This window comes from Streptomyces ruber, from assembly GCF_014648075.1.
GTDB lineage: Bacteria > Actinomycetota > Actinomycetes > Streptomycetales > Streptomycetaceae > Streptomyces > Streptomyces ruber.
This window is the reverse complement of sequence record NZ_BMQK01000008.1, coordinates 57,682-78,165: the sequence shown is the minus strand read 5'-3', so window position 1 is coordinate 78,165 and position 20,484 is coordinate 57,682. Positions and strand designations below refer to the sequence as shown.

At 73.6% G+C, this 20,484-nt stretch carries 20 protein-coding genes and 1 pseudogene; 11 read left to right on the top strand and 10 right to left on the bottom strand.

Annotated features, from left to right (window positions below):
• Window positions 1-17: 17 nt before the first annotated feature.
• Window positions 18-1,025, bottom strand: coding sequence for a Gfo/Idh/MocA family protein (locus tag IEZ04_RS18810; protein WP_189218064.1), 1,008 nt, complete (start codon window positions 1,023-1,025; stop codon window positions 18-20).
• Between the two features lie 82 nt (window positions 1,026-1,107).
• Here IEZ04_RS18810 and IEZ04_RS18805 point away from each other — a divergent pair, with 82 nt between their 5' ends.
• From IEZ04_RS18805 to IEZ04_RS18795, 3 genes are all read left to right on the top strand, one after another.
• Window positions 1,108-2,436, top strand: a complete 1,329-nt coding sequence (locus IEZ04_RS18805) for a multidrug effflux MFS transporter (protein WP_189218063.1) — start codon at window positions 1,108-1,110, stop codon at window positions 2,434-2,436.
• On the top strand, window positions 2,388-3,569 hold the full coding sequence (locus tag IEZ04_RS18800) for a serine hydrolase domain-containing protein (RefSeq protein ID WP_189218062.1): 1,182 nt from the start codon (window positions 2,388-2,390) through the stop codon (window positions 3,567-3,569). The genes IEZ04_RS18805 and IEZ04_RS18800 overlap by 49 nt, the downstream gene beginning before the upstream one ends.
• A 138-nt stretch (window positions 3,570-3,707) precedes the next feature.
• Window positions 3,708-4,682 (top strand): small ribosomal subunit Rsm22 family protein, encoded by a 975-nt coding sequence (locus tag IEZ04_RS18795; protein WP_189218223.1) that lies wholly within the window; start codon window positions 3,708-3,710, stop codon window positions 4,680-4,682.
• A 77-nt stretch (window positions 4,683-4,759) separates the two neighbouring features.
• On the opposite strand, the gene IEZ04_RS18790 is transcribed toward IEZ04_RS18795, so the two are convergent.
• A complete protein-coding gene (locus IEZ04_RS18790; protein WP_189218061.1) occupies window positions 4,760-4,966 on the bottom strand; it encodes a DUF6243 family protein in 207 nt (68 codons plus the stop codon).
• 118 nt (window positions 4,967-5,084) lie between these two features.
• Here IEZ04_RS18790 and IEZ04_RS18785 point away from each other — a divergent pair, with 118 nt between their 5' ends.
• Together IEZ04_RS18785 and IEZ04_RS18780 are read left to right on the top strand one after the other, a co-directional pair.
• A complete protein-coding gene (locus tag IEZ04_RS18785; protein WP_189218060.1) occupies window positions 5,085-5,705 on the top strand; it encodes a TetR/AcrR family transcriptional regulator in 621 nt (206 codons plus the stop codon).
• A 262-nt stretch (window positions 5,706-5,967) separates the two neighbouring features.
• Window positions 5,968-6,693 (top strand): bifunctional DNA primase/polymerase, encoded by a 726-nt coding sequence (locus IEZ04_RS18780; RefSeq protein WP_189218059.1) that lies wholly within the window; start codon window positions 5,968-5,970, stop codon window positions 6,691-6,693.
• Window positions 6,694-6,717: 24 nt separating this feature from the next.
• Here IEZ04_RS18780 and IEZ04_RS18775 read toward each other — a convergent pair whose 3' ends face one another.
• Together IEZ04_RS18775 and IEZ04_RS18770 are read right to left on the bottom strand one after the other, a co-directional pair.
• A complete protein-coding gene (locus IEZ04_RS18775; protein WP_189218058.1) occupies window positions 6,718-7,737 on the bottom strand; it encodes an SCO2278 family lipoprotein in 1,020 nt (339 codons plus the stop codon).
• A gap of 149 nt (window positions 7,738-7,886) precedes the next feature.
• A pseudogene (locus IEZ04_RS18770) lies at window positions 7,887-8,308 on the bottom strand (ATP-binding cassette domain-containing protein).
• A 45-nt stretch (window positions 8,309-8,353) separates the two neighbouring features.
• Here IEZ04_RS18770 and IEZ04_RS18765 point away from each other — a divergent pair.
• On the top strand, window positions 8,354-9,046 hold the full coding sequence (locus IEZ04_RS18765) for a PhzF family phenazine biosynthesis protein (RefSeq protein ID WP_189218057.1): 693 nt from the start codon (window positions 8,354-8,356) through the stop codon (window positions 9,044-9,046).
• Here the strand turns inward: IEZ04_RS18765 and IEZ04_RS18760 are convergent.
• Both IEZ04_RS18760 and map read right to left on the bottom strand, forming a co-directional pair.
• Window positions 9,036-9,701 (bottom strand): biliverdin-producing heme oxygenase, encoded by a 666-nt coding sequence (locus IEZ04_RS18760; protein WP_189218056.1) that lies wholly within the window; start codon window positions 9,699-9,701, stop codon window positions 9,036-9,038. The two genes, IEZ04_RS18765 and IEZ04_RS18760, sit on opposite strands and share 11 nt — an antisense overlap.
• 188 nt (window positions 9,702-9,889) lie before the next feature.
• Window positions 9,890-10,747, bottom strand: a complete 858-nt coding sequence (map, locus tag IEZ04_RS18755) for a type I methionyl aminopeptidase (protein WP_189218055.1) — start codon at window positions 10,745-10,747, stop codon at window positions 9,890-9,892.
• A gap of 69 nt (window positions 10,748-10,816) precedes the next feature.
• Here map and IEZ04_RS18750 point away from each other — a divergent pair, with 69 nt between their 5' ends.
• Window positions 10,817-11,044 carry a hypothetical protein gene (locus tag IEZ04_RS18750; RefSeq protein ID WP_189218054.1) on the top strand — a complete coding sequence of 76 codons (228 nt, stop codon included), beginning with the start codon at window positions 10,817-10,819 and terminating at the stop codon, window positions 11,042-11,044.
• A gap of 39 nt (window positions 11,045-11,083) precedes the next feature.
• Here the strand turns inward: IEZ04_RS18750 and IEZ04_RS18745 are convergent, their stop codons facing one another.
• Window positions 11,084-11,689, bottom strand: a complete 606-nt coding sequence (locus tag IEZ04_RS18745) for a hypothetical protein (RefSeq protein ID WP_189218053.1) — start codon at window positions 11,687-11,689, stop codon at window positions 11,084-11,086.
• A gap of 161 nt (window positions 11,690-11,850) precedes the next feature.
• On the opposite strand from IEZ04_RS18745, the gene IEZ04_RS18740 reads away from it, so the two are divergent.
• The 3 genes from IEZ04_RS18740 (at window position 11,851) to IEZ04_RS18730 (ending at window position 14,031) form a co-directional block, all read left to right on the top strand.
• Window positions 11,851-12,954, top strand: a complete 1,104-nt coding sequence (locus tag IEZ04_RS18740) for a sialidase family protein (protein ID WP_373296332.1) — start codon at window positions 11,851-11,853, stop codon at window positions 12,952-12,954.
• A gap of 43 nt (window positions 12,955-12,997) precedes the next feature.
• A complete protein-coding gene (gene npdG, locus IEZ04_RS18735; RefSeq protein ID WP_189218052.1) occupies window positions 12,998-13,750 on the top strand; it encodes an NADPH-dependent F420 reductase in 753 nt (250 codons plus the stop codon).
• 98 nt (window positions 13,751-13,848) lie between these two features.
• Entirely contained in the window at window positions 13,849-14,031 is a 183-nt protein-coding gene (locus IEZ04_RS18730; RefSeq protein WP_189218051.1) for a hypothetical protein, read from the top strand.
• Between the two features lie 10 nt (window positions 14,032-14,041).
• On the opposite strand, the gene IEZ04_RS18725 is transcribed toward IEZ04_RS18730, so the two are convergent.
• A complete protein-coding gene (locus tag IEZ04_RS18725; RefSeq protein ID WP_189218050.1) occupies window positions 14,042-14,839 on the bottom strand; it encodes a site-2 protease family protein in 798 nt (265 codons plus the stop codon).
• A 241-nt stretch (window positions 14,840-15,080) separates the two neighbouring features.
• On the opposite strand from IEZ04_RS18725, the gene IEZ04_RS18720 reads away from it, so the two are divergent.
• Window positions 15,081-18,368, top strand: coding sequence for an AfsR/SARP family transcriptional regulator (locus IEZ04_RS18720; protein ID WP_229821113.1), 3,288 nt, complete (start codon window positions 15,081-15,083; stop codon window positions 18,366-18,368).
• 82 nt (window positions 18,369-18,450) lie between these two features.
• Here IEZ04_RS18720 and IEZ04_RS18715 read toward each other — a convergent pair whose 3' ends face one another.
• Together IEZ04_RS18715 and IEZ04_RS18710 are read right to left on the bottom strand one after the other, a co-directional pair.
• Window positions 18,451-19,308: an ABC transporter permease gene (locus IEZ04_RS18715; RefSeq protein WP_189218048.1), complete on the bottom strand. Its 858-nt coding sequence runs from the start codon at window positions 19,306-19,308 to the stop codon at window positions 18,451-18,453.
• Entirely contained in the window at window positions 19,305-20,321 is a 1,017-nt protein-coding gene (locus tag IEZ04_RS18710) for an ATP-binding cassette domain-containing protein (RefSeq protein WP_189218047.1), read from the bottom strand. Before IEZ04_RS18710 ends, IEZ04_RS18715 begins: the two co-directional genes overlap by 4 nt.
• Window positions 20,322-20,484: the final 163 nt, after the last annotated feature.

Genomic DNA, 20,484 nt, shown 5'->3' with positions numbered 1-20,484 from the left:
CCCCCGCACCGCCCCCGTCACTCGCCGGGATACCGGACACCGATGCGCGACCGTATCGCGTCGAGCGTCCGCATCACGGCGAGGGTGCCGTCCAGGGGAACGAGCGGGGACTCGGTCTCGCCGGCCCGCAACGCGCGCATGACCTCCAGCGCCTCGTGCTTGAGGCTGTTGCGCGGGCCGGCGGCCGGGTCCGCCTTGAACGTCTCCGGCTCCCGGCCGTCGCGGTGCAGCACGAAGTGGTCCGGGAAGAAGAAGCCGTACGGCACGTCGATGCGGCCCTTCGAGCCCGTGATGTACGCGGACGTGGACGTGGAGCCGACGATGGAGCAGTGCAGCTGGGCGAGGGCGCCGTTGTCCCAGGACAGCAGCGCGCCCGTCTGGAGGTCGACGCCCTCGTCGGAGAGCGTCGCGCGCGCCGTCACGTCCGCGGGCTCACCGAGCAGCAGATGCGCGAACGACACCGGGTAGACACCGAGGTCGAGCAGCGCGCCGCCGCCCTGCGCCGGGTCGCGCAGGCGGTGCGAGGGAGGGAACGAGCCCGCGAGCCCGAAGTCCGCCTGCAGGGTCCGTACTTCACCGATCGCGCCGTCCCGGACCAGGCCGGCCAGGCGGCGGACCAGCGGGTTGCAGTGCATCCACATGGCCTCCATCAGAAAGCGGTCGTGCCGCCGGGCGAGCCCGACCAGTTCCTCCGCCTCGCGCGCGTTCAGCGTGAACGGCTTCTCCAGGAGGACGTGCCGGCCGCCCTCCAGGCACAGTCCGGCCGCCGCCCGGTGGGCCGAGTGCGGGGTGGCGACGTACACCACGTCCACGTCCTCGTCGGCGGCGAGGGAGGCCCAGTCGCCGTACGCCCGCGCTATCCCGAACCGTTCGGCGAATGCCTCGGCCGAGTCCGCGCGGCGCGAGGCCACGGCCACGACCTCCGCGTCCGGCAGGTCGACCAGGTCCGCCGTGAACGTGGCGGCGATCCCTCCGGTCGCCAGGATTCCCCACCGCACGCGTTCGCCGACCGCCCCGCCGCCCATGCCCACCCCTGAAAGAGTCGTGACCGATCACATCGTTCGAACTGAGAGCATAGGTGCGAACCGATCACAGAGGGAGGGGCACATGTCCGAGCGTGGCCGTACCACGCGGGACCAGGCAGGCCAGGAGAGGCACATACCGGAGGCGGCGGCCGCCGGACCCGTGGTGGGCGGCGGGCGAGACATCGGCTCCCTCCGCCGCACCGGACTCCTCGTCACCCTCGTCCTCGGCGGGCTGACCGCCACGCCCCCGCTCGCGATGGACATGTACCTCCCGGCCCTGCCGGAGGTCACCGAGGCGCTGAGCGCGCCCGCCGCGACCGTGCAGCTCACCCTGACCGCCTGCCTGCTGGGCATGGCGCTCGGGCAGCTCGTCGTCGGGCCGATGAGCGACCGGTGGGGGCGCCGGCGGCCGCTGCTCGCCGGGATGGCCGTCTACGTCGTCGCCACCGCGCTGTGCGCCGTCGCCCCGACCGTCGAGACGCTGGTCGCGTTCCGGCTGGTCCAGGGGCTCGCGGGAGCGGCCGGGATCGTGATCGCCCGGGCCGTCGTCCGGGACCTGTACGACGGCATGGAGATGGCCCGCTTCTTCTCCACCCTCATGCTCGTCTCCGGTGTCGCGCCGATCGTCGCGCCCGTGCTCGGCGGGCAGGTGCTGCGGGTGACGGACTGGCGGGGCGTGTTCGTCGTCCTCGTCGGCTTGGGCATCGCGCTCACCGCCGTCGTCTGGGCCAGGCTGCCGGAGACGCTCGCACCCGCCGAACGGCACGCGGGCGGTGTGCGCGAGACCCTGCACGCGATGCGGGGACTGCTCGCCGACCGGGTCTTCACCGGGTACATGCTCGCGGGCGGGTTCACCTTCGCCACGCTGTTCGCGTACGTGGCCGCCTCCCCGTTCGTGGTGCAGTCGGTGTTCGGGGCCTCCCCGCAGACGTACAGCCTGCTGTTCGGCGTCAACTCGATCGGGCTGGTGATCGCCGGGCAGGTCAACGGCCGGATCCTCGTCGGCCGGGTCAGCCTGGAGCGGGTGCTCACCGTCGGGCTCGGCGTCGTCACGGCGGCCGCGGTCGCGCTGCTGCTGATGACCACGGGCGTGTTCGGCGAGGCGGGCCTCGTCCCGGTGTCCGTCGCGCTGTTCGTGCTGATGTCGGCGATGGGCGTCACCCTGCCCAACATGCAGACCCTCGCCCTGCTGCGGGTGCGGCACGCCGCCGGTTCCGCGTCCGCGCTGCTCGGCACGTCCTCGTTCCTCATCGGCGCGATCGCCTCGCCGCTGGTCGGCGTCGCGGGCGAGGACACGGCCGTCCCGATGGCCGTCGTCCAACTGGCCGCCGTGCTGGTCGCCGCGGCCTGCTTCGTGGCATTGTGCCGTCCCTGGAGGGACCGCGCGGCACTGGGAGGAGCCGACAGCTGAGCGCACCGAGACTGCGCCCCGGTGCCCCGGAACGGGCTGGACTCGACCCGGGTCACCTGCGGGAACTCGCGACCGAGGTGCGGGCCGGCACGGAGGGGCGGCGCCCGTGGGCGGCGGGCGCCGTCGTGATCGCCGGACGCGGCCCGGTCGTGGCGGCCGAGGAGGCGACGGGCTGGGCGGTCCGGTACGCGTCGTACGACGAGACGACGGGCCGGGGCGTCGAGCTGCCGCCGGACGAACGCGTGCCGGTCACCGTCGGCACCCCGTTCGACCTGGCCTCGCTCACCAAGCTGTTCACGGCGGTCGCGGCCGTGCAGCAGGTGGAGCGCGGCACGCTCCGGCTCGACGGCCGGGTGGGGACGTACCTGCCGGACTTCCGCGCGGCCGCCGAGCACGGCGTCACCGTACGGCAGCTCCTCACCCACACCTCCGGGCTCCGCCCCGAACTGCCCCTGTACGACTGCCCGACGGCGTCGGCCCGGCTCGCCCGTCTGCGGGCCGAGGCACCGCTGACCCGGCCGGGCACCGCGTACCGCTACTCGGACCTGAACATGCTGCTGCTCCAGCACCTCCTGGAGCGCCTCACCGGCCGCACGCTGGACGTCCTCGTCCGGGACGGCATCACCCGCCCGCTGGGCATGACGGCCACCGGCTTCGGGCCCTGCCCGGGCGCGGCGGCCACGGAGGACCAGCGGCGGCCGTGGGCCAAGGCGGACCGCGGCATGCTGCGCGGCGAGGTGCACGACGAGAACGCGTGGGCGCTCGGCGGGGTGGCCGGTCACGCGGGCCTGTTCGGCACGGCCCGCGACCTCGCGGTGTTCTGCCGGGCGCTGCTCTCCGGCGGCTCGTACGGCGGGGCCCGCATCCTCGGCCCCGGCCACGTGCAGCTGATGCTCACCCCGCCGGGCCTCGGGTTCCTGCTCGACCGGCCGCGGTTCATGGGCGAGCTGGCGGGGCGCGGCGCGGCGGGCCACACCGGGTTCACGGGGACGTCGCTGGTCCTGGACCCGGCGACGGACACGTTCCTGGTGCTGCTGGCGAACGCGGTGCACCCCCGGCGGCGGCCGGTCCCCGAGCACGGGCCGCGCGCGGCGGCGGCGACACGGCTGGCGCGGGCGGTGCGCGGAAGCTGAGAGAATCGGGAGGTGACACCCCCCGTTTCCCCAGCCGAGAGCCACGAGCCGGCCGGCGGTCCGCAGTCGGCCAGTGGCCTCGATGCGGCCGGCGGCCCCGCTACGGCCAGTGGCCCCGACGCGGCCGAGACCGCCGAGATCCTGCGCAACGCCCTGGCCGGGCTGCTCGACGGGCTGCCGCCGAGGACGGCCGCGCAGGCGGTCGAGCGGCTGATCGCCAACTACCGGGGCCGGACCCCGACGGACGCGCCCGTGCTGCGGGACCGCTCCGACGTGGTCGCCTACGCCGCGTACCGGATGCCGGCGACGTTCGAGGCGGTGCGCTCGGCGCTCGGCGCCCTCGCGGACGCCGCACCGGACTGGGCGCCGGGCAGTCACGTGGACATCGGGGGCGGCACCGGCGCGGCCGTCTGGGCCGGTGCCGCCACCTGGGCGGGCCGGCGGCCGGTGACCGTGCTCGACTGGGCGGAACCCGCGCTCGCGCTGGGCCGGGAGATCGCCGCCGCCCACCCCGGCCTGCGGGGCGTCGAGTGGCAGCGGGCCCGGATCGGGGCGGCGCTGGATCTCGGCGGCGAAGGGGGCTCCCCCGATCTCGTCACCGTCTCGTACGTCCTCAAGGAGCTGACCGACGCCGACCGCGCCTCCGTCGTGGACGCCGCCGCGGCCGCGGGCCGGGCGGTCGTGATCGTGGAGCCGGGCACCCCGGACGGCTATGCGCGCGTCATCGAGGCCCGTGACCGGCTCATCGGCGCCGGCTTCCGGGTGGCGGCGCCCTGCCCGCACAGCGCGGCCTGCCCGATAGCGCCCGGCGAGGACTGGTGCCACTTCTCCGCGCGGGTGAGCCGTTCCTCACTGCACCGCCAGGTCAAGGGCGGCTCCCTCGCGTACGAGGACGAGAAGTTCGCCTACGTCGCAGCCACCCGCTTCCCGCCCGCCCCGGCCGCGTCCCGCATCGTGCGCAGGCCGCAGATCCGCAAGGGCCAGGTGCTCCTGGACCTGTGCGAGACGGAGCCGTCGCTGAGCCGCAGCACGGTCACCAAGCGCCACGGACCGCTGTACCGGTCGGCCCGCGACGCGGACTGGGGCGACGCCTGGCCGCCGGCGGACGCGTAGCCGGACGTACGGTGCAGGCGGCAGGCGGCAGGCGGCAGGCGGCAGGCGGCAGGCGGCAGGCGGCAGGCGGCAGGCGGTCAGCGGCGGTCGCCGTCCCCGTCCCCGTCGGCTCTGCCCTCGCCGCGTTGCTCCCGCAGCTTGCGCAGCAGTTCGCGTTTCTGGGCCGCGGGGTCCTGACCGCCGCCGAGGTGGCCGTTGCGGCCTCCGCCGCACAGGGCCTTGCGGCCGAGGCCGCTGCGCGTACCGCCCACTCCCGGCATGTTCCCGGATCCGTTCCGGGCCATGGTGTTCCTCCTTCACCTGTTGTGTCGTGTTGAGATCAAACGAGACGTCTCGTCTCGGATAATGACCCCCGGAGTCGGGCGAGACGTGCCGTCTTGTCAACCTGATAAATTGAGGCGTATGGCCCAGAAGTCCGCCCCCGACTCCACCCGGCGCAGCGAGAAGTCCCGCCGGGCGATCTACGCCGCCGCCCTCGCCCTCGTCGCGGAGGTCGGGTACCCCAGGACGACGGTCGAGGGCATCGCCGCCCGTGCCGGGGTCGGCAAGCAGACTATCTACCGGTGGTGGCCCTCCAAGGCCGACGTGCTGCTGGAGGCGTTCCTCGACCTGAGCGGACAGGCCGCCGAGGCCGCCGCGGCGGCCGGCGAGGAGTACGCGATCCCGGACACCGGGGACCTCGCGGCCGACCTCAAGGACGTGCTGCGGGCGACCGTCGACGAACTGCTCGACGAGCAGTTCCAGGCGCCCTACCGGGCCCTGGCCGCCGAGGGCGTCGTCAACGAGAAGATCAGCAGCGAGTTCGTCTCCCGGCTGCTCGAACCCCAACTGCAGTTGTACGTCCGGCGGTTGGAGGCGGCGCAGGAGGCCGGTGAGGTACGGCCCGGGATCGATCCGCGCATCGCGCTCGAACTCTTCGTCGCCCCGCTCGCCCAGCGCTGGCTCCAGCGCAGCGGTCCGCTCTCGCACGCGTACACGGACACCCTCGTCGACTACGCGCTGAACGGGCTGGCGCCCCGCTGAACCCCGGCCGTGTACCACTCTGTGCGACCGCCCTGTGCCTCCGTGCGACCGGTGTGCGACGGGTGTGACCAAGGTGACCGTGGATACCCGCGACGGTGCGGCAAATACCGTCAAAGCCGCCGTAAACGCGTGTTGGTCGCCGGGAGGCGGGCCGGAACCGGAGCCGTCCCACCCATCCCGGGGGCGGTCCCGGGTCACCCGGAGCGCAGGATGGTGGGAGCATGAGGCATGCTGTCCGCACCACACCGAGGCGAGGGGACAGATGAGCGCTGAGTTCGGCCGCCGCTCCGGCGGGCAGGGCAGGATCTCCCAGTGGCTCCGCGGTCGCCGTCCGAAGGAGGACAGTGGCGACGGCGGGCGAGAGGCCCTGCTGCTCGCCGCCGCCGCCGCGGGACTGCCGCTCGCACCGGCCGCGCATCCCGCCGGCTACCGCTGTTCCTGCGACCGCGTCGGCTGTCCCACCCCCGCGCGCCACCCCGTCTCCTTCGCCTGGCAGACGCAGTCCACGACCGACCGCGCCCAGGTCGAACGGTGGGTCCGCCACCAGCCCCAGGCCAACTTCATCACCGCGACCGGCATGGTGCACGACGTCCTCGACGTGCCCGTGGAGGCCGGGCGCGAGGCGCTGGAGCGGCTGCTCGCCGCCGGTATCGAGGTCGGACCGGTCGCCGAGTCCGACGACGGCCGGATGCTGTTCTTCACCCTCACCCGCGGCACCCCCGAGGACGAGGACGAGTGGTGGCCCTGCGAACTGGACTGCCACCCCGAGACGATGGACGAGCACCCGGGACTGCGCTGGCACTGCCGCGGCAGTTACGTCCTCGTCCCCCCGGCCCGGCTCCCGGGCGACCTCTCCGTCCACTGGGTGCGCGGGCCCGAGCACCCGCTGCCGGACCCGCTGAGCCTGCTGGAGATCCTCACCGACGCGAGCGCCCGGTACGCGGAGGACGCGGACCACGCCTCGGCGGCGTGGCCGCTGCGCGGCTGACCGGGTCGGGGCACGTCCGCCCCGTCACTCGCCCTTCGCGCCCGTGAGGCCGTCCACCCGGCTCAGGAACCGTACCTGCTGGTCCGACGCCGTCCGCGCCGGGTCGAGGACCGCCTGGTTGGAGACGTGCTCCAGCGTCAGTGACGACTTCACGTCGCCGGTCAGCAGCGCCCGTACGTTCGCGTCCGCGACGGGGAGGTCGTAGCCCGGCGCGGCGGTCTGCTTCTCGAAGTGGCGCGTGGCGAAGAAGACCAGCGCCCCGCCGTCCTTCGTCCGCAGGCCCACCGGGGCGTACGCGCCGTCGGTCAGCGGCTCGTCGATGTACTGCCGGACGAGCCCCGGCTTCTCCGCGCTCTTCTTCCGGTCCGCCCGCCACGTCGAGGTGTGCTTCCCGGGCGCGAAGGTCCCGCCCTCGTCATCGCTCTCGTCCGTGGCCTTCAGGTACGTCGCGTACTCCTCCCCGAGCTTCTCCGGGGCCACCGCCAGCTCCGCGTCGTCGGCCGTGACCGGCTGCGCGTTGCCGTCCTCGTCCTTATCGAACTCGGGGACGTCGTCGGCGTTCAGGATCGTCAGGTACGACACCGCCCACACGTCGTCGGCGCTCGCCCGCGTGAACACCAGTAGCCAACGGGTGTCGCGCGCGCCCTTGTTGGCGGCCGTGTCGGCGACGAACCAGCGCGGCCAGCCCGCCTTCTCCGGGATGGTGTACTCGGCGTCCGTCAGTTCCAGCGGCGAGTGGGACGGGTTGCCGTCCGGGTGGTTCTCGCCGCCCGCCTCCAGCTTCGCGCCGTCGATCTCGGCGAGCGCGCCGGCCACCCGGTCCGCGTCCAGGGAGCGGTCGAACTCCTTGTCCGCCTCGTTGTACGCGGTGGCGAAGTCCTTCAGCGCGCGGGCGGCCTCGGCCCGCGTCGCCGTCGGGACGATCTCCCGCTCGCCGTGCACGACCACGCAGCCGCTCGCCGTCACCGACAGCACGGCCACCGACGCGGTCACCGCGGCGAACCGCCCGAACCGCCCGCTGAGAACCCCGCGATCCCTGCTCATCAGGTTCCTTCACCTTCCCCTTCCCGGAGGCGAACCCTACCGGTGGCGGAAGGGGCGCGAGTGGCGGGACCGGGTACCGCGGCCGCACCGTGACCTCGGTGGCCGCAGTGACCTCGACAGCTTCGACAACCTTCACAACCTCTACAACCTCAGCTGTCACCCAGGTCGCGTCTCGGCGCGATGAGACCTCGCCGGTGCGGGGGTGCGGGAACACCTCCACCGGCTGCCGGTACACCTCGGACAGCAGCCCGTCCGTGAACACCCGATCGGGCGGGCCCTCGGCGGCGACCCGGCCGCCGTGCAGTGCCGCCACCCGGTGCGCGTACGCCGCCGCGAGTCCCAGGTCGTGCAGGACGACGACCACCGCGTCCCCGGCGCGCGCCCGTTCCCGGCACACCCGCAGCACCAGCTCCTGGTGGCGCAGGTCCAGCGCGGCGGTCGGCTCGTCGAGCAGCAGCAGCGGCGCCCGCTGGGCCGGCACCCGGGCCGGCGCGGCCCGGGCCCGCTCGCCGCCGCTGAGCGCGGAGAAGTCCGGCCCGACGGGGTCGGCCGGCTTGTCCGGTACGGTCATTCGGCTTCCTGACAGGTGGTGTCGCGATTGGTGTTGAATGCGCGGGTGACTGACTACGACGTGGTGCGGGTCTTCTGCGGCCCCCGTGCCGGACACGGCAACGAACTGGGTGTCGTCCGGGAGGGCTCGACGCTCCCGGACCCCGCCGACCGGCAGGAGTTCGCGGCGAAACTCGGCTTCAGCGAGACGGTGTTCGTCGACGACCCCGAGCGCGGGGTCATCGACATCTACACCCCCACGTCACGGCTGCCCTTCGCGGGGCACCCCTGCGTGGGTGCGGCCTGGCTGCTCGACGTGCCCGAACTGGTCACGCCCGCCGGAGTCGTCGGCGCCCGGCTGGACGGCGAGTTCACCTGGATCGAGGCCCGCCCGGAGTGGGCGCCCCCGCGCACCCTGCGCCGGTACGCCTCGGCGGCGGAGGTGGACGCGTTGCAGGTGCCGCCGCCGGGGGTGGGGGCACCTCCCACGCCTTTCGGGCAGTGGGGGAGGATCTATGCGTGGGCGTGGGAGGACGAGGCGGCCGGGCGGGTCCGCGCCCGTGCCTTCCCGGGGCGCGACGACGGGATGGACGAGGACGAGGCGACGGGTGCCGCGGCCCTGCTGCTCACCGCCCGGCTGGGCCGCGCCCTGAACATCGTCCAGGGCGCGGGCTCCCAGATCCTGACCGCACCGCAGCCCGGCGGCCGGGTGGAGGTCGGCGGCAGGGTGCTGCTGGAGCGGCGGCCGCTCAGGCGCTGAGCGGGAACTCCTCGCCCAGCGCCCGGAACACGGCGGTGTTCAGCGCGAACGCCTGCCTGCACTCCGTGACGATCCGCTGCTTCTCCAGGTCGTCGGCGGGCACCCGGTCGAGCAGCTCGCGGTAGGCCCGCTTGAACGCGGCCGGGTTGGCGATGTCCTCGAAGACGTAGAACCGGACGCCGTCGCCCTTCCTGGCGAAGCCCCAGGTCCGTTCCGCCCGGTCGCGGATGATCTGGCCGCCGGAGAGGTCGCCCAGGTAGCGGGTGTAGTGGTGGGCGACGTACCCGCCGGGCCAGGTGCGCGCGCACTCGGCGACCCGGTCGGCGTACGCCCGCGTCGCCGGCAGTGCGGCCAGCGTCGACCGCCAGCCGGGTCCCCGCAGGTGCTCCAGGTCCCGCTCCAGCGCGGCGAGGCGCATCAGCTCGGGCTGGACGAACGGCCCCGCGACCGGATCGCCGGCCAGCTCACGCGCCCCGCTCTCCAGCGCCGCGTACACGAAATACAGCTGCTCCGTGTAGCGGGTGTACGCGTCCACGCCCAGTCTGCCGCCGAGCAGGTCGCTCATGAACGTGGATGTCTCCGCCTCCGTGTGCTGCTCGTGGGACGCGGTGCGGATGAGGGTCGAGAACGCGGTGACGGGTGTGTCCAGGTTCATGAGGGGCCTCCGGGGCCGGAAGGAGCGACGAGAGCCACTCGGCATCTTCCATGGTTAGGCTTACCTAAGTCAACGCCTTCCCGACGTCCTGTCGGTAAAAAAGACGCTACCCGAGGCCGATCGCCGCCACACGGGAAAAGCCCGCTCTCCTCAAGGAGAGCGGGCTCGTCGTCCGGCCGGGGACGGTGCTAGGGCAGCGTGAGGATGTCCGCCCCCGTGTCCGTCACGACCAGCGTGTGCTCGAACTGGGCCGTGCGCTTCCGGTCCTTGGTCACGACCGTCCAGCCGTCGTCCCACATGTCGTACTCGTGGGTGCCGAGGGTGAGCATCGGCTCGATGGTGAAGGTCATCCCGGGCTGCATCACGGTCGTGGCGTGCGGGCTGTCGTAGTGCGGGATGATCAGGCCCGAGTGGAACGACGAGTTGATGCCGTGGCCCGTGAAGTCCCGCACCACCCCGTACCCGAAGCGCTTGGCGTACGACTCGATGACGCGACCGATGACGTTGATCTGCCGGCCCGGCCTGACCGCCTTGATCGCGCGGTTCAGGGACTCGCGGGTGCGTTCCACGAGCAGCCGGGACTCCTCGTCGACGTCGCCGACGAGGTAGGTGGCGTTGTTGTCGCCGTGCACGCCGCCGATGTACGCGGTCACGTCGAGATTGATGATGTCGCCGTCGCGCAGCACCGTGGAGTCGGGGATGCCGTGGCAGATGACCTCGTTGACCGAGGTGCACAGCGACTTGGGGAAGTTCCGGTAGCCGAGCGTGGAGGGGTAGGCGCCGTGGTCGCACATGTACTCGTGGGCGACCCGGTCGAGCTCGTCCGTCGTCACCCCGGGGGCGATGATCTTCGCCGCCTCGGCCATCGCCTGCGCGGCGATCCGCCCGGCGGTCCGCATCGCCTCGATCGTCTCCGGGGTCTGCACCTCCGGTCCGGTGTACGGCGTGGGAGCGGGCTTGCCCACGTACTCGGGCCTGCGGATGTTCCCGGGGACGGTACGGGCGGGGGAGAGCTTCCCCGGTGCGAGCAGTGACTGGCCAGACATGTCTGCGAGTTTAACCAGCGGGTGCGGGGGACGATGTTCCGTGGCGACGTGGTGAGAGGAGCGGTGACCATGCCCCTGTTCAGGAAGCGCTCGGCTGGCAAACCGGGCGAGTGGTACTACTGCCTGGTGCACAAGAAGGTCGAGGAGGGCCCGGAGTGCCCGGCCAAGGACCGCCTGGGCCCCTACGCGTCCCCCGGTGAGGCCGCCCGCGCGATCGACACCGCCCGCGAGCGCACCGAGGACTGGGAGACGGACCCCCGCTGGCGCGACGGCGACCGGACGGACGACCGGGACTGAGGGGGCGGGAGCCGGGCGCTCCGGGGACCCGGGCCGGTGCTACCAGTGGTCAGGCGGCGGGGACGTCAGCTGGTCGGCCAGGCGGGACAGGCGGTCCCGCAGGCGGTTGCGGCCCCGTCGGGGGGCGGGGAGGGAGTTCTCGCCCGCCGCCGCGCTCACCAGGTGCTGGGCCGTGTCCAGGTCCAGGCCGGCGTCCGGGGGCACCGTCAGGCACTCGTGCGCCATCGGGTCCAGCTCCCGGTCGCCGGTGCCGAGCGCGAGCACCGTCGCACCGGCCCGCCGGGCGTCGCGCACCCGCTCCAGCAGCACCTCGCCCGGCGCGGACGGCGACACCACGAGCAGCGTCTCGCCCCGCCGGGCGGCCGTCACACGGCCCAGCCCCACCGCGAGGTGCGCGGGGTCGGAAGGGCGCGCCCCGTGCCGCACGAGCGTCGGCACGAGCTCCGGTGTGCCCGCCCACGCGGCCTCGTCGACCAGGTGCGCGGCCAGGTGCCACGGCTCGTACTCCGGCGTACCCACCAGCAGCAGCCCGCCGCCGTAGGAGGCCACGGACCCGCGGAGCGCCCCCGCGAAACGCCGGGTGGCCGCCGGCCACTCGGTCCCGGCGAGCACGTCACGCATCAGGGTGACCCGTACGGCATCCATGGGGACGCATCCTGCCCCAACCCGGCACTCGTGACCCGGAGTTCACCGCGAGTTCGCCCGGCCGGGGCACAGGGGCCTCCTGACCCGGAAGCCCCGAGCGAGCCCGGGCACTCCCGAGCGTGCCCGGCCATCCCCGAGCGTGCCCGGGCATCCGAGCAACCATGAGCAACCCCGAGGAGAGCGGCATGACCGAGATCGAGACCAGCGTCCCCTTCCGTGCGGGCCGGGAGGGGTACGCCAGCTTCCGCATCCCGGCCGTCGTCGCCGCGCGGTCCGGCGCCCTGCTCGCCTTCTGCGAAGGACGGGTGGAGTCCGCCAGTGACGCCGGGCACATCGACATCGTGCTGAAGCGCTCCACGGACGGCGGCCGCACCTGGGGCCCGCTCCAGGTCGCCGCGGCGAACGGCGACGGCCTCGCGGGCAACCCCGCCCCCGTCGTCCTCGACACCGGCCGCGTCCTGCTCGTCCACGTGCGCAACGCGGCCGCCGCCTCCGAGGCCGCCATCCGCCGCGGCGAGGTGAGCGCCGCGGACGGGCGCCGCGTCTGGGTGCAGCACAGCGACGACGAGGGGGCCACCTGGTCCGCCCCGCGGGACATCACCGAGGACACCAAGCGGCCGGAGTGGCGCTGGTACGCCACCACCCCCGGCCACGCCCTCCAGCTCGGCACCGGCCGGATCGTCGTGCCCGCCAACCACTCCGTGCCGCCCGCCGACGGGGACGATCCCGGCGAGGGCCGGTACGACGGCGGCCACTGCCTGCTCAGCGACGACCGCGGCGAGACCTGGCGCATCGGGTACGTCGACGACGACACCGACGGCTACGTCAACGCGAACGAGACCACGGCGGCCGAGCTCCCCGACGGGCGCGTCTACTTCAACACCCGCACCGACTCCCGGTCCCCGGGCACCCGCGCCGACGCGTACTCCGAGGACGGCGGCGAGAGCCTGGTCAAGCCCTTCCGGCCGCAGGCGGGCCTGACCGGCCCCGTCGTCGAGGGCAGCCTCCTCCAGCTCCGCGACCCGGACGTGCTGCTGTTCGCCGGGCCCGCCGACCCCGGCGCCCGCGCCTTGATGACGGTCCGCGCCAGCACCGACCACGGCACCACCTGGCGGCCGGCCCACACCGTGGACGGGCTGCCCGCCGCCTACTCGGACCTCGTCCGCGCCGACGACGGCACGGTCGGCCTGCTGTACGAGACGGGTGACTTCGGCGCGTACGAGACGATCACGTTCCGCCGGATCCCGGCGGGCGCGTTCGGCTGAACCGGCCCCTCGGTGTCATGGTCCGCACCCGTAGAGTCGGCGCATGACCTCTACCGACAGCACCCCCACCGCCGGCAACGACGACACCAGTGGCGCCGCCGCACAGCGGCCCGCCAAGGCCCCCGCCAAGGACCCCTGGGACCTGCCCGACGTGTCCGGCCTCGTCGTCGGCGTGCTCGGCGGCACCGGGCCGCAGGGCAAGGGCCTCGCGTACCGGCTCGCCCGGGCGGGGCAGAAGGTGATCATCGGCTCCCGGGCCGCCGAGCGGGCACAGGAGGCGGCGCGGGAGCTCGGGCACGGCGTCGAGGGCGCCGACAACGGCGAGACCGCGCGCCGCAGCGACATCGTGATCGTGGCGGTGCCGTGGGAGGGGCACGGCCCGACCCTCGAGTCCCTCCGTGCCGACCTGGCGGGCAAGCTCGTCGTCGACTGCGTCAATCCGCTCGGCTTCGACAAGAAGGGCGCGTACGCGCTGAAGCCCGAGGAGGGCAGCGCCGCCGAGCAGGCCGCCGCGCTGCTGCCGGACTCCCGGGTCACGGCCGCCTTCCACCACCTCTCCGCCGTCCTCCTCCAGGACCCGGAGATCGAGCGGATCGACACGGACGTGATGGTCCTCGGCGAGGCCCGCGCCGACGTCGAGACCGTGCAGGCGCTGGCGAACCGCATCCCCGGCATGCGCGGCATCTTCGCGGGCCGGCTGCGAGGCGCCCACCAGGTCGAGTCCCTGGTCGCCAACCTCATCTCGGTGAACCGGCGGTACAAGGCCCACGCGGGGCTGCGGCTGACCGACGTGTAGACACCTCGTGCGAGGCGAACCGGGGCATGGGGGACACTGGACGCCGTAACACCCGTCCGACCGTCCCGTGGGGACGATGCCGATAGGAGCCGACCCCCATGCCCCGCCTCGCCCTGTACGCCCTCGTCGTCTGCCTGCTCTCCGTGGCCGCGGCCGTGGTCTCCTTCGTCGAGGGCAGCTGGCTCGGCATCGTGTGGGTGCTGCTCGCGGGCCTGTCGTCCAACATGGCCTGGTACTACGTACGCCAGGCGAAGGCGCGCAGGACCGCGGCCCAGGGCTGAGCCGGGGAGCTCACTGGGGCACGGCGCAGAAGCCGTCCTCCTGCCAGAAGCGGTACAGGCTGTGACCGCAGTAGGACTCCAGCTCGCTGATCCCGAGGACGCGCAGGATCGCGTCGACCGCGCCGAAGAACGCGCCGTTCACCTCCGGGATCCACAGGATCGCGAACACCAGGATCAGCCCGAACGGCGCCAGCGGCTCCAGCTGGCGGCGCACCTTGTACGACAGCCAGGGCTCGATCACCCCGTAGCCGTCCAGGCCCGGCACCGGCAGGAAGTTCAGGATCGCCGCCGTGACCTGGAGCAGCGCCAGGAACGCCAGCGCGAACCGGAAGGGGAACGGCACGGTGTCCATGGCACCCAGCCAGAAGGGCGCCGTGCAGACCACGGCGAAGGCCACGTTCGTCAGCGGGCCCGCCGCCGAGATCAGGCTGTGCTTCCACCGGCCCCGGATCCGGCCGCGCTCGATGAACACCGCGCCGCCCGGCAGACCGATCCCGCCCATGATCAGGAACAGGACGGGGAGCACGATGCTCAGCAGCGCGTGCGTGTACTTCAGCGGGTTGAGCGTCAGGTAGCCCTTCGCGCCGATCGAGATGTCCCCGCTGTGCAGCGCCGTGCGCGCGTGCGCGTACTCGTGCAGACAGAGGGAGACGATCCACGCGGAGGTCACGAAGAGGAAGACGGCGATCCCGGGCTGCTCGGCGAAGCCGGTCCAGGTGGCCCATCCCGTGACCGCCATGACGGCGACGATGCCGATGAAGACCGGACTGATCCTCCGGTCGCTACGGCGGGACATGGCGGTGGTCATCGGAAGGCTCCTGCTGTGTGCTGACGGGTGTGCGGGTCGACCGTACCGGTGGTGTGGGGGGAACGTCCCGCGCAGGGGCCAGGGTTCCTCCTGCCCGCGCCCCGTCCCTTCCGTGCTGTCCCCTCTCCGTCCCCTCTCCGTCCCCTCTCCGTCTCCTTGTCGTCCCCTTGCCGTCCCGTCCGGTCCACGCGGCCGGGAAACCCGCGGGCGGTGCGGCCGGTTCCCAAGGGACAATGGGCCCGTGCGTTACCGAGTCCTCGGCACCACCCAGGCCATCCGCCCCGACGGCTCCCCCGTACCGGTCGGCGGGGCGCGGCTGCGTGCCCTGCTGACCGTGCTCGCGCTGCGGGCGGGGCGCACGGTGCCCGTGGGGCTGCTGGTGGACGAGGTATGGGCGGCCGGAGAGCCGCCCGCCGAGGCCACCGGGGCGGTGCAGGCGCTGGTCGGGCGGCTGCGCAGGATCCTCGGCGCGGACGCGGTCGTCTCGGCCGACGGCGGGTACCGGCTCGCCGCGCGCCCCGACGACGTCGACCTGCACCGCTTCGAGCGGCTCGCCGGGGAGGGCGTGCGCGCGCTGGCCGACGGCGACCCGGCGAAGGCGGCCGTCGTCCTCGACGACGCCCTCGCCCTCTGGCAGGGTCCGGCCCTCGCCGACCTCCCCGACCGTACGGCCGAGGCGGCCCGCCGGGAGGTGCGCCGGCTGGACGCCCGCCGGGCCCGCCTGACCGCGGCCCTCGCCCTCGGCCAGGCCGAGGAGTACCTCCCCGAGCTCACCGCCCTCTGCGACACCCACCCCCTGGACGAACCCCTCCAGGCCCTGCGCCTGCGCGCCCTGCGCGACGCGGGCCGCCCGGCGGAGGCACTGGCCGCCTACGCGGAGGTACGCGACCTCCTGGCCGACCGCCTCGGCACGGACCCCGGCCCGGAACTGCGCGCCCTGCACGAGGAACTGCTGCACCTGGCCGACGTGGACGCACATGAGGCGCCCGGTGCCGCTCCCGGGCCGCCGGGCGGCACCGCGTCCCGCCCCCGGCCCGGTAATCTCCGCGCCCGGCTCACCTCCTTCGTCGGCCGGGACGCCGACATCGGGGCCATCCGGGGGGACCTGGCTGCGGCCCGGCTCGTCACGCTGCTGGGGCCGGGCGGATCCGGCAAGACGCGGCTGTCGCAGGAGGCGGGGGAGACGCTGGCCGGGGCCCTGCCCGACGGGGTGTGGCTGGCCGAGCTCGCCCCCGTCGACGACCCCGAGGACGTGCCCGAGGCGGTCGTCACCGCGCTCGGTGCCCGGGAGACCGTGCTGCGCGGGGCCGGCGCCGAGGAGATGCGGGTGGTCGCCGATCGGCACGACGACCCCGTCAGCCGGCTCGTCGAGCACTGTGGCAGACGGCGCATGCTGCTCATCCTCGACAACTGCGAGCACGTCGTGGACGCCGCCGCCCGGCTCGTCGAGCAACTGCTCGAGCAGTGCCCCCACCTCACCGTCCTCGCCACCAGCCGGGAACCCCTCGGCGTACCGGGAGAGCTGCTGCGGCCCGTGGAGCCGCTGCCGGAGCCGTACGCGCTGCGGCTGTTCGCCGACCGCGGGGCCGCCGCCCGGCCCGGCTTCACCGTCGAGGACGACCCCGAGGCCGCCGCCGAGATCTGCCGGCGGCTCGACGGGCTCCCGCTCGCCATCGAGCTGGCGGCCGCCCGGCTGCGCATGCTGAGCCTGCGCCAGATAGCGGACCGGCTGGACGACCGGTTCCGGCTGCTCACCAGCGGCAGCCGGACCGTACTGCCCCGGCAGCAGACCCTGCGCGCCGTCGTCGACTGGTCCTGGAACCTCCTGGACGACGACGAGAGGGACGTACTGCGGCGGCTGTCCGTCTTCGCCGGCGGCTGCGACCTGGCCGCCGCCGAGGCCGTCTGCGGGCCCGCCGCACTCGACGCGCTGGGTTCGCTGGTCGACAAGTCCCTGGTCGTGTCGGCGCCCTCGGCCACCGGCGACATGCGCTACCGGCTTCTGGAGACCGTCGCCGAGTACGCGCGCGAACGGCTGGAGGAGTCCGGTGGCCGGGCCGCCGCCGAACGCGCCCACCTCACCTACTACCGCGAACTGGCCCGCACCACGGACCCGTTGCTGCGCGGCCCCCGCCAGCGCGAGGCCATCGCGCTGCTGGAGCTGGAGGACGACAACATCCGCGCCGCCCTGCGGCACGCCGTCGACGCCCGCGACGAGCAGGAGGCGCTCTGCCTGGTGCTGTCGCTGGCCTGGTACTGGATGATGCGCGACCTGCGCATCACGGCCCGCCAGTGGACGGCCGAGGTCGCGGCGCTCGGCCCGGACCCCTTCGCCGGGCCCGCCCGCCCCGTCCCCGACCTGCTCGAACGCTGCACCGACGCCCCGCCCCCGATGAGACCCGAGATCCTCGACGAGGCCCGGCGCGGCGTGCATCTCGCCAATTTCGCCTGCATGGACACGGACCTGGCGGCCTGGGCCACCCCGCGTGCGAAGGAGAAGATGCGCGTCATCGCCGACACCTACCGGCCCGGCCAACCGCAGACCTGCCGTCTCCCCGGCTTCATGTGGTTCTTCGCCGTGCTGCTCAGCGGCGACATGGACCGTATGCGCGCGGTCGTCGACGAGACCGTACGCGGCTGCCGCGAGCTGGGCTACACCTGGGAGCTGTCCCAGGCCCTGCAGATGCGGGCCAACATCGTGGCCAACCGCGGCGACTGGGAGGGGGACGCCATCCGGGACGCGGACGAGGCGCTCGAGCTCTCCCTCGGGATCGGCGACGCCTGGGGCGCGGCCGAGGCGCTGGCCGCGCGGGGCGAGGCGAAGGAGCACAAGGGCGAGTACGCGGGCGCCGCCGCGGACTACGAACGGGCCATGGAGTACGCCGAACGGCTCGGTGCCCGCGCCCAGCTCGGCATGCTGAAGGCCCGCCTCGGCAGCGCGCTCATCGACGGCGGGGACGCCGAGCGCGGCGAGCGGCTGCTGACCGAGCTCCTGGCCGACGACCACGCCAACGCCGAGGCCAGGCCCGCCGCCCGGCTCTTCCTCGCGACCCAGCTCGGCCGCACCGGACGCCTGGCGGAGGCGAGGGAACACATGCGGCTGCTCAAGGAGGGCTTCGACGTCGTCAACTTCGCGGTCTTCATCAGCTTCGTCACCGGTGCCGAGGCCTGGCTGGAGGGGATGGCGGGGCGTTGGACCGAGTCCCTGGCCCTGGCCCGCAGGGCGGTGGAGCAGGCCGGTGACCCGCTCGCCCGGATGATCGCGCCCCACCTGGACCACAGCCACCTGGTCACGGCCGCCTTCGCCGTCGCGGGAGTGGACGGCGGCGCCCGCGTCCGGGACGCGGCCCGGCTCCTGGGCGCCGCCGACGCGCTGCTGCCGCCCGGCCGGTTCCCGGCCCCGCTGGAGGCGGAGAACCGGGCGCGGGCGGAGGCGGCGGTACGGGCGGTGCTGGACGACAGCGCGTACGAAACGGCCCACGCCGAGGGCGCCGCCCTGTCGTTCGAACAGGCCGGCGCCCTGATCTGATCTGATCGATCGATCGATCCGACGGTCCGGCACGAGCGGCAGGGCGTCTCCCGTGCGCCCTGCCGGGCACACCGTGCGTGACTCAGCTCTTCGTGCGGTACTTGTGGATGGCCACGGGCGCCATCACCAGCGTCAGCGCCACCGACCAGCCCAGCGTCACCCACAGGTCGTGCGCGACCGGTCCGCCCGACATCAGCCCGCGGGCGGCGTCGGCGAGGGAGGACAGCGGGTTGTACTCGGTGAAGCTCCGCAGCCAGCCGGGCATCGCGTCGGTCGGCGTGAAGATCGACGAGCCGAACTGCAGCGGCATCATCACCAGCATGCCGACGCCCTGTACGGACTGCGCGTTCTTCATGGTCACGCCCAGCGTGAGGAAGATCCACATGATGGACGAGCCGAACACGGCGGCCAGCCCCACCGAGGCGAGCAGTCCGCTCCAGCTGGTGATGTCGAACCCCACGACGACGCCCACGACCAGCAGGATCGCCGTGGCGAGGAGCATCCGCAGCAGCTCGACCACGATCTTGGCCACGAGCACCGAGGAGCGTCCGATGGGCAGCGACCGGAAGCGGTCCATGATGCCCTTCTGGAAGTCCTCGTTGAAGCCGGTGCCGACCGCCATCGAGAGGTTCATGCCCATCATGGCCATCAGACCGGGCACGACGTACTGCACGTACTCGTCCTGCCCGCCGCCGAGCGCCATGCCGATGGAGCCGCCGAAGACGTACACGAACAGCAGGGTGAAGATGATCGGCATGAAGACCGCGTCGAACATCGACTCCGGGTCCTGGCGGATCCACAGCAGGTTGCGGCGGACCAGCGCGCCGGTGTGACGGGCGTGGGCCCGCAGCCCGATACGGCCGTCGGCGGCGCCGCGCAGGGCGGGGGCGTCGACGGCGGTGGCCCCGGCGGCGGGTGCCGTCCTCGTCGTGGTGCTCATGCGGCGGCCTCCTCGGCGTCGGCGGACCCGGAGCCGGTCCGCGGGGTGCTCGCCCGGTGGCCGGTGAGGGACAGGAACACCTCGTCCAGGCTGGGCAGTTCGGTGGTGATCGAGGCGATGGTGACGTCGCGTGCGGTGATGGCGCCGACGATCGCGGTGAGCTGGTCGTCGCTGAGGACGGGTACCAGCAGGGTGCCGGTCTCCGTGTCGACGGTGGCGGTGGCGAGACCGGTGAGCCCGGAGTCGTCGAGCACGGCCGCGAGCGGGGCGAGCTGGTCCGGGTCGGCCGGGCGGACGCGCAGGGTGCGGCCGCCGACCTGGGCCTTCAGCTCCTCGGTGCGGCCGCTCGCGACGACCTTGCCGCGGTCGACGACCGTGAGTTCGGAGGCGAGCTGCTCGGCCTCCTCCATGTACTGCGTGGTGAGCAGCACGGTGACCCCGTCCGCGACCATGCGCTTGACCTCGTCCCACACCTCGTTGCGGGTGCGCGGGTCGAGGCCGGTGGTGGGCTCGTCCAGGTAGAGCACGGCCGGGCTGCCGATCATGGAGGCGGCGAGGTCCAGCCGCCGCCGCATGCCGCCGGAGTACGTGCGGGCCGGGCGCCCGGCGGCCTCGGTGAGCGAGAACCGCTCCAGGAGCTCGCCGGCGCGCCTGCGGGCGTCCTTGCGGGACAGGTCGAGCAGCCGGCCGATCATGTACAGGTTCTCGAAGCCGGAGATCTTCTCGTCCACGGAGGCGTACTGGCCGGTGAGGCCGATCACGCGGCGCAGCTGCCGGGGCTGCCGCACGACGTCGTACCCGGCGACCGTGGCGGTGCCCGCGTCGGGCTTGATGAGGGTGGACAGGCAGCGGACCAGGGTCGTCTTGCCGGCGCCGTTCGGACCGAGGACGCCGAGGACGGTGCCCTCGCGCACGTCCAGGTCGACGCCGTCCAGGGCCTTGGTCTCGCCGTAGTGCTTGACCAGACCCCGGACGGTGACGGCACTGCCCTTGTCGATGGGTGTCGGTTTCATGAGGACGACGGTGCCAGCAGGCACCGACAACCCGCCGACAAGCCGCCGACAAAGCACAGACAGTTCACCGCATCCCGGCATCCCGGCATCCCCGCATCCCGGCATCCCGGCATCGCCGCACTCCGGCGACGGGCGCGGCAGCGGGGACGGGACGGGAACGGCA

Coding starts and splice junctions, on each gene's coding strand:
- IEZ04_RS18810 (WP_189218064.1), bottom strand. CDS start 1,025: ATGGGCGGCGGGGCGGTCGGCGAACGCGTGCGGTGGGGAATCCTGGCG.
- IEZ04_RS18805 (WP_189218063.1), top strand. CDS start 1,108: ATGTCCGAGCGTGGCCGTACCACGCGGGACCAGGCAGGCCAGGAGAGG.
- IEZ04_RS18790 (WP_189218061.1), bottom strand. CDS start 4,966: ATGGCCCGGAACGGATCCGGGAACATGCCGGGAGTGGGCGGTACGCGC.
- IEZ04_RS18785 (WP_189218060.1), top strand. CDS start 5,085: ATGGCCCAGAAGTCCGCCCCCGACTCCACCCGGCGCAGCGAGAAGTCC.
- IEZ04_RS18780 (WP_189218059.1), top strand. CDS start 5,968: ATGAGCGCTGAGTTCGGCCGCCGCTCCGGCGGGCAGGGCAGGATCTCC.
- IEZ04_RS18775 (WP_189218058.1), bottom strand. CDS start 7,737: ATGAGCAGGGATCGCGGGGTTCTCAGCGGGCGGTTCGGGCGGTTCGCC.
- IEZ04_RS18760 (WP_189218056.1), bottom strand. CDS start 9,701: ATGAACCTGGACACACCCGTCACCGCGTTCTCGACCCTCATCCGCACC.
- map (WP_189218055.1), bottom strand. CDS start 10,747: ATGTCTGGCCAGTCACTGCTCGCACCGGGGAAGCTCTCCCCCGCCCGT.
- IEZ04_RS18750 (WP_189218054.1), top strand. CDS start 10,817: ATGCCCCTGTTCAGGAAGCGCTCGGCTGGCAAACCGGGCGAGTGGTAC.
- IEZ04_RS18745 (WP_189218053.1), bottom strand. CDS start 11,689: ATGGATGCCGTACGGGTCACCCTGATGCGTGACGTGCTCGCCGGGACC.
- IEZ04_RS18740 (WP_373296332.1), top strand. CDS start 11,851: ATGAGCAACCCCGAGGAGAGCGGCATGACCGAGATCGAGACCAGCGTC.
- npdG (WP_189218052.1), top strand. CDS start 12,998: ATGACCTCTACCGACAGCACCCCCACCGCCGGCAACGACGACACCAGT.
- IEZ04_RS18730 (WP_189218051.1), top strand. CDS start 13,849: ATGCCCCGCCTCGCCCTGTACGCCCTCGTCGTCTGCCTGCTCTCCGTG.
- IEZ04_RS18725 (WP_189218050.1), bottom strand. CDS start 14,839: ATGACCACCGCCATGTCCCGCCGTAGCGACCGGAGGATCAGTCCGGTC.
- IEZ04_RS18715 (WP_189218048.1), bottom strand. CDS start 19,308: ATGAGCACCACGACGAGGACGGCACCCGCCGCCGGGGCCACCGCCGTC.
- IEZ04_RS18710 (WP_189218047.1), bottom strand. CDS start 20,321: ATGAAACCGACACCCATCGACAAGGGCAGTGCCGTCACCGTCCGGGGT.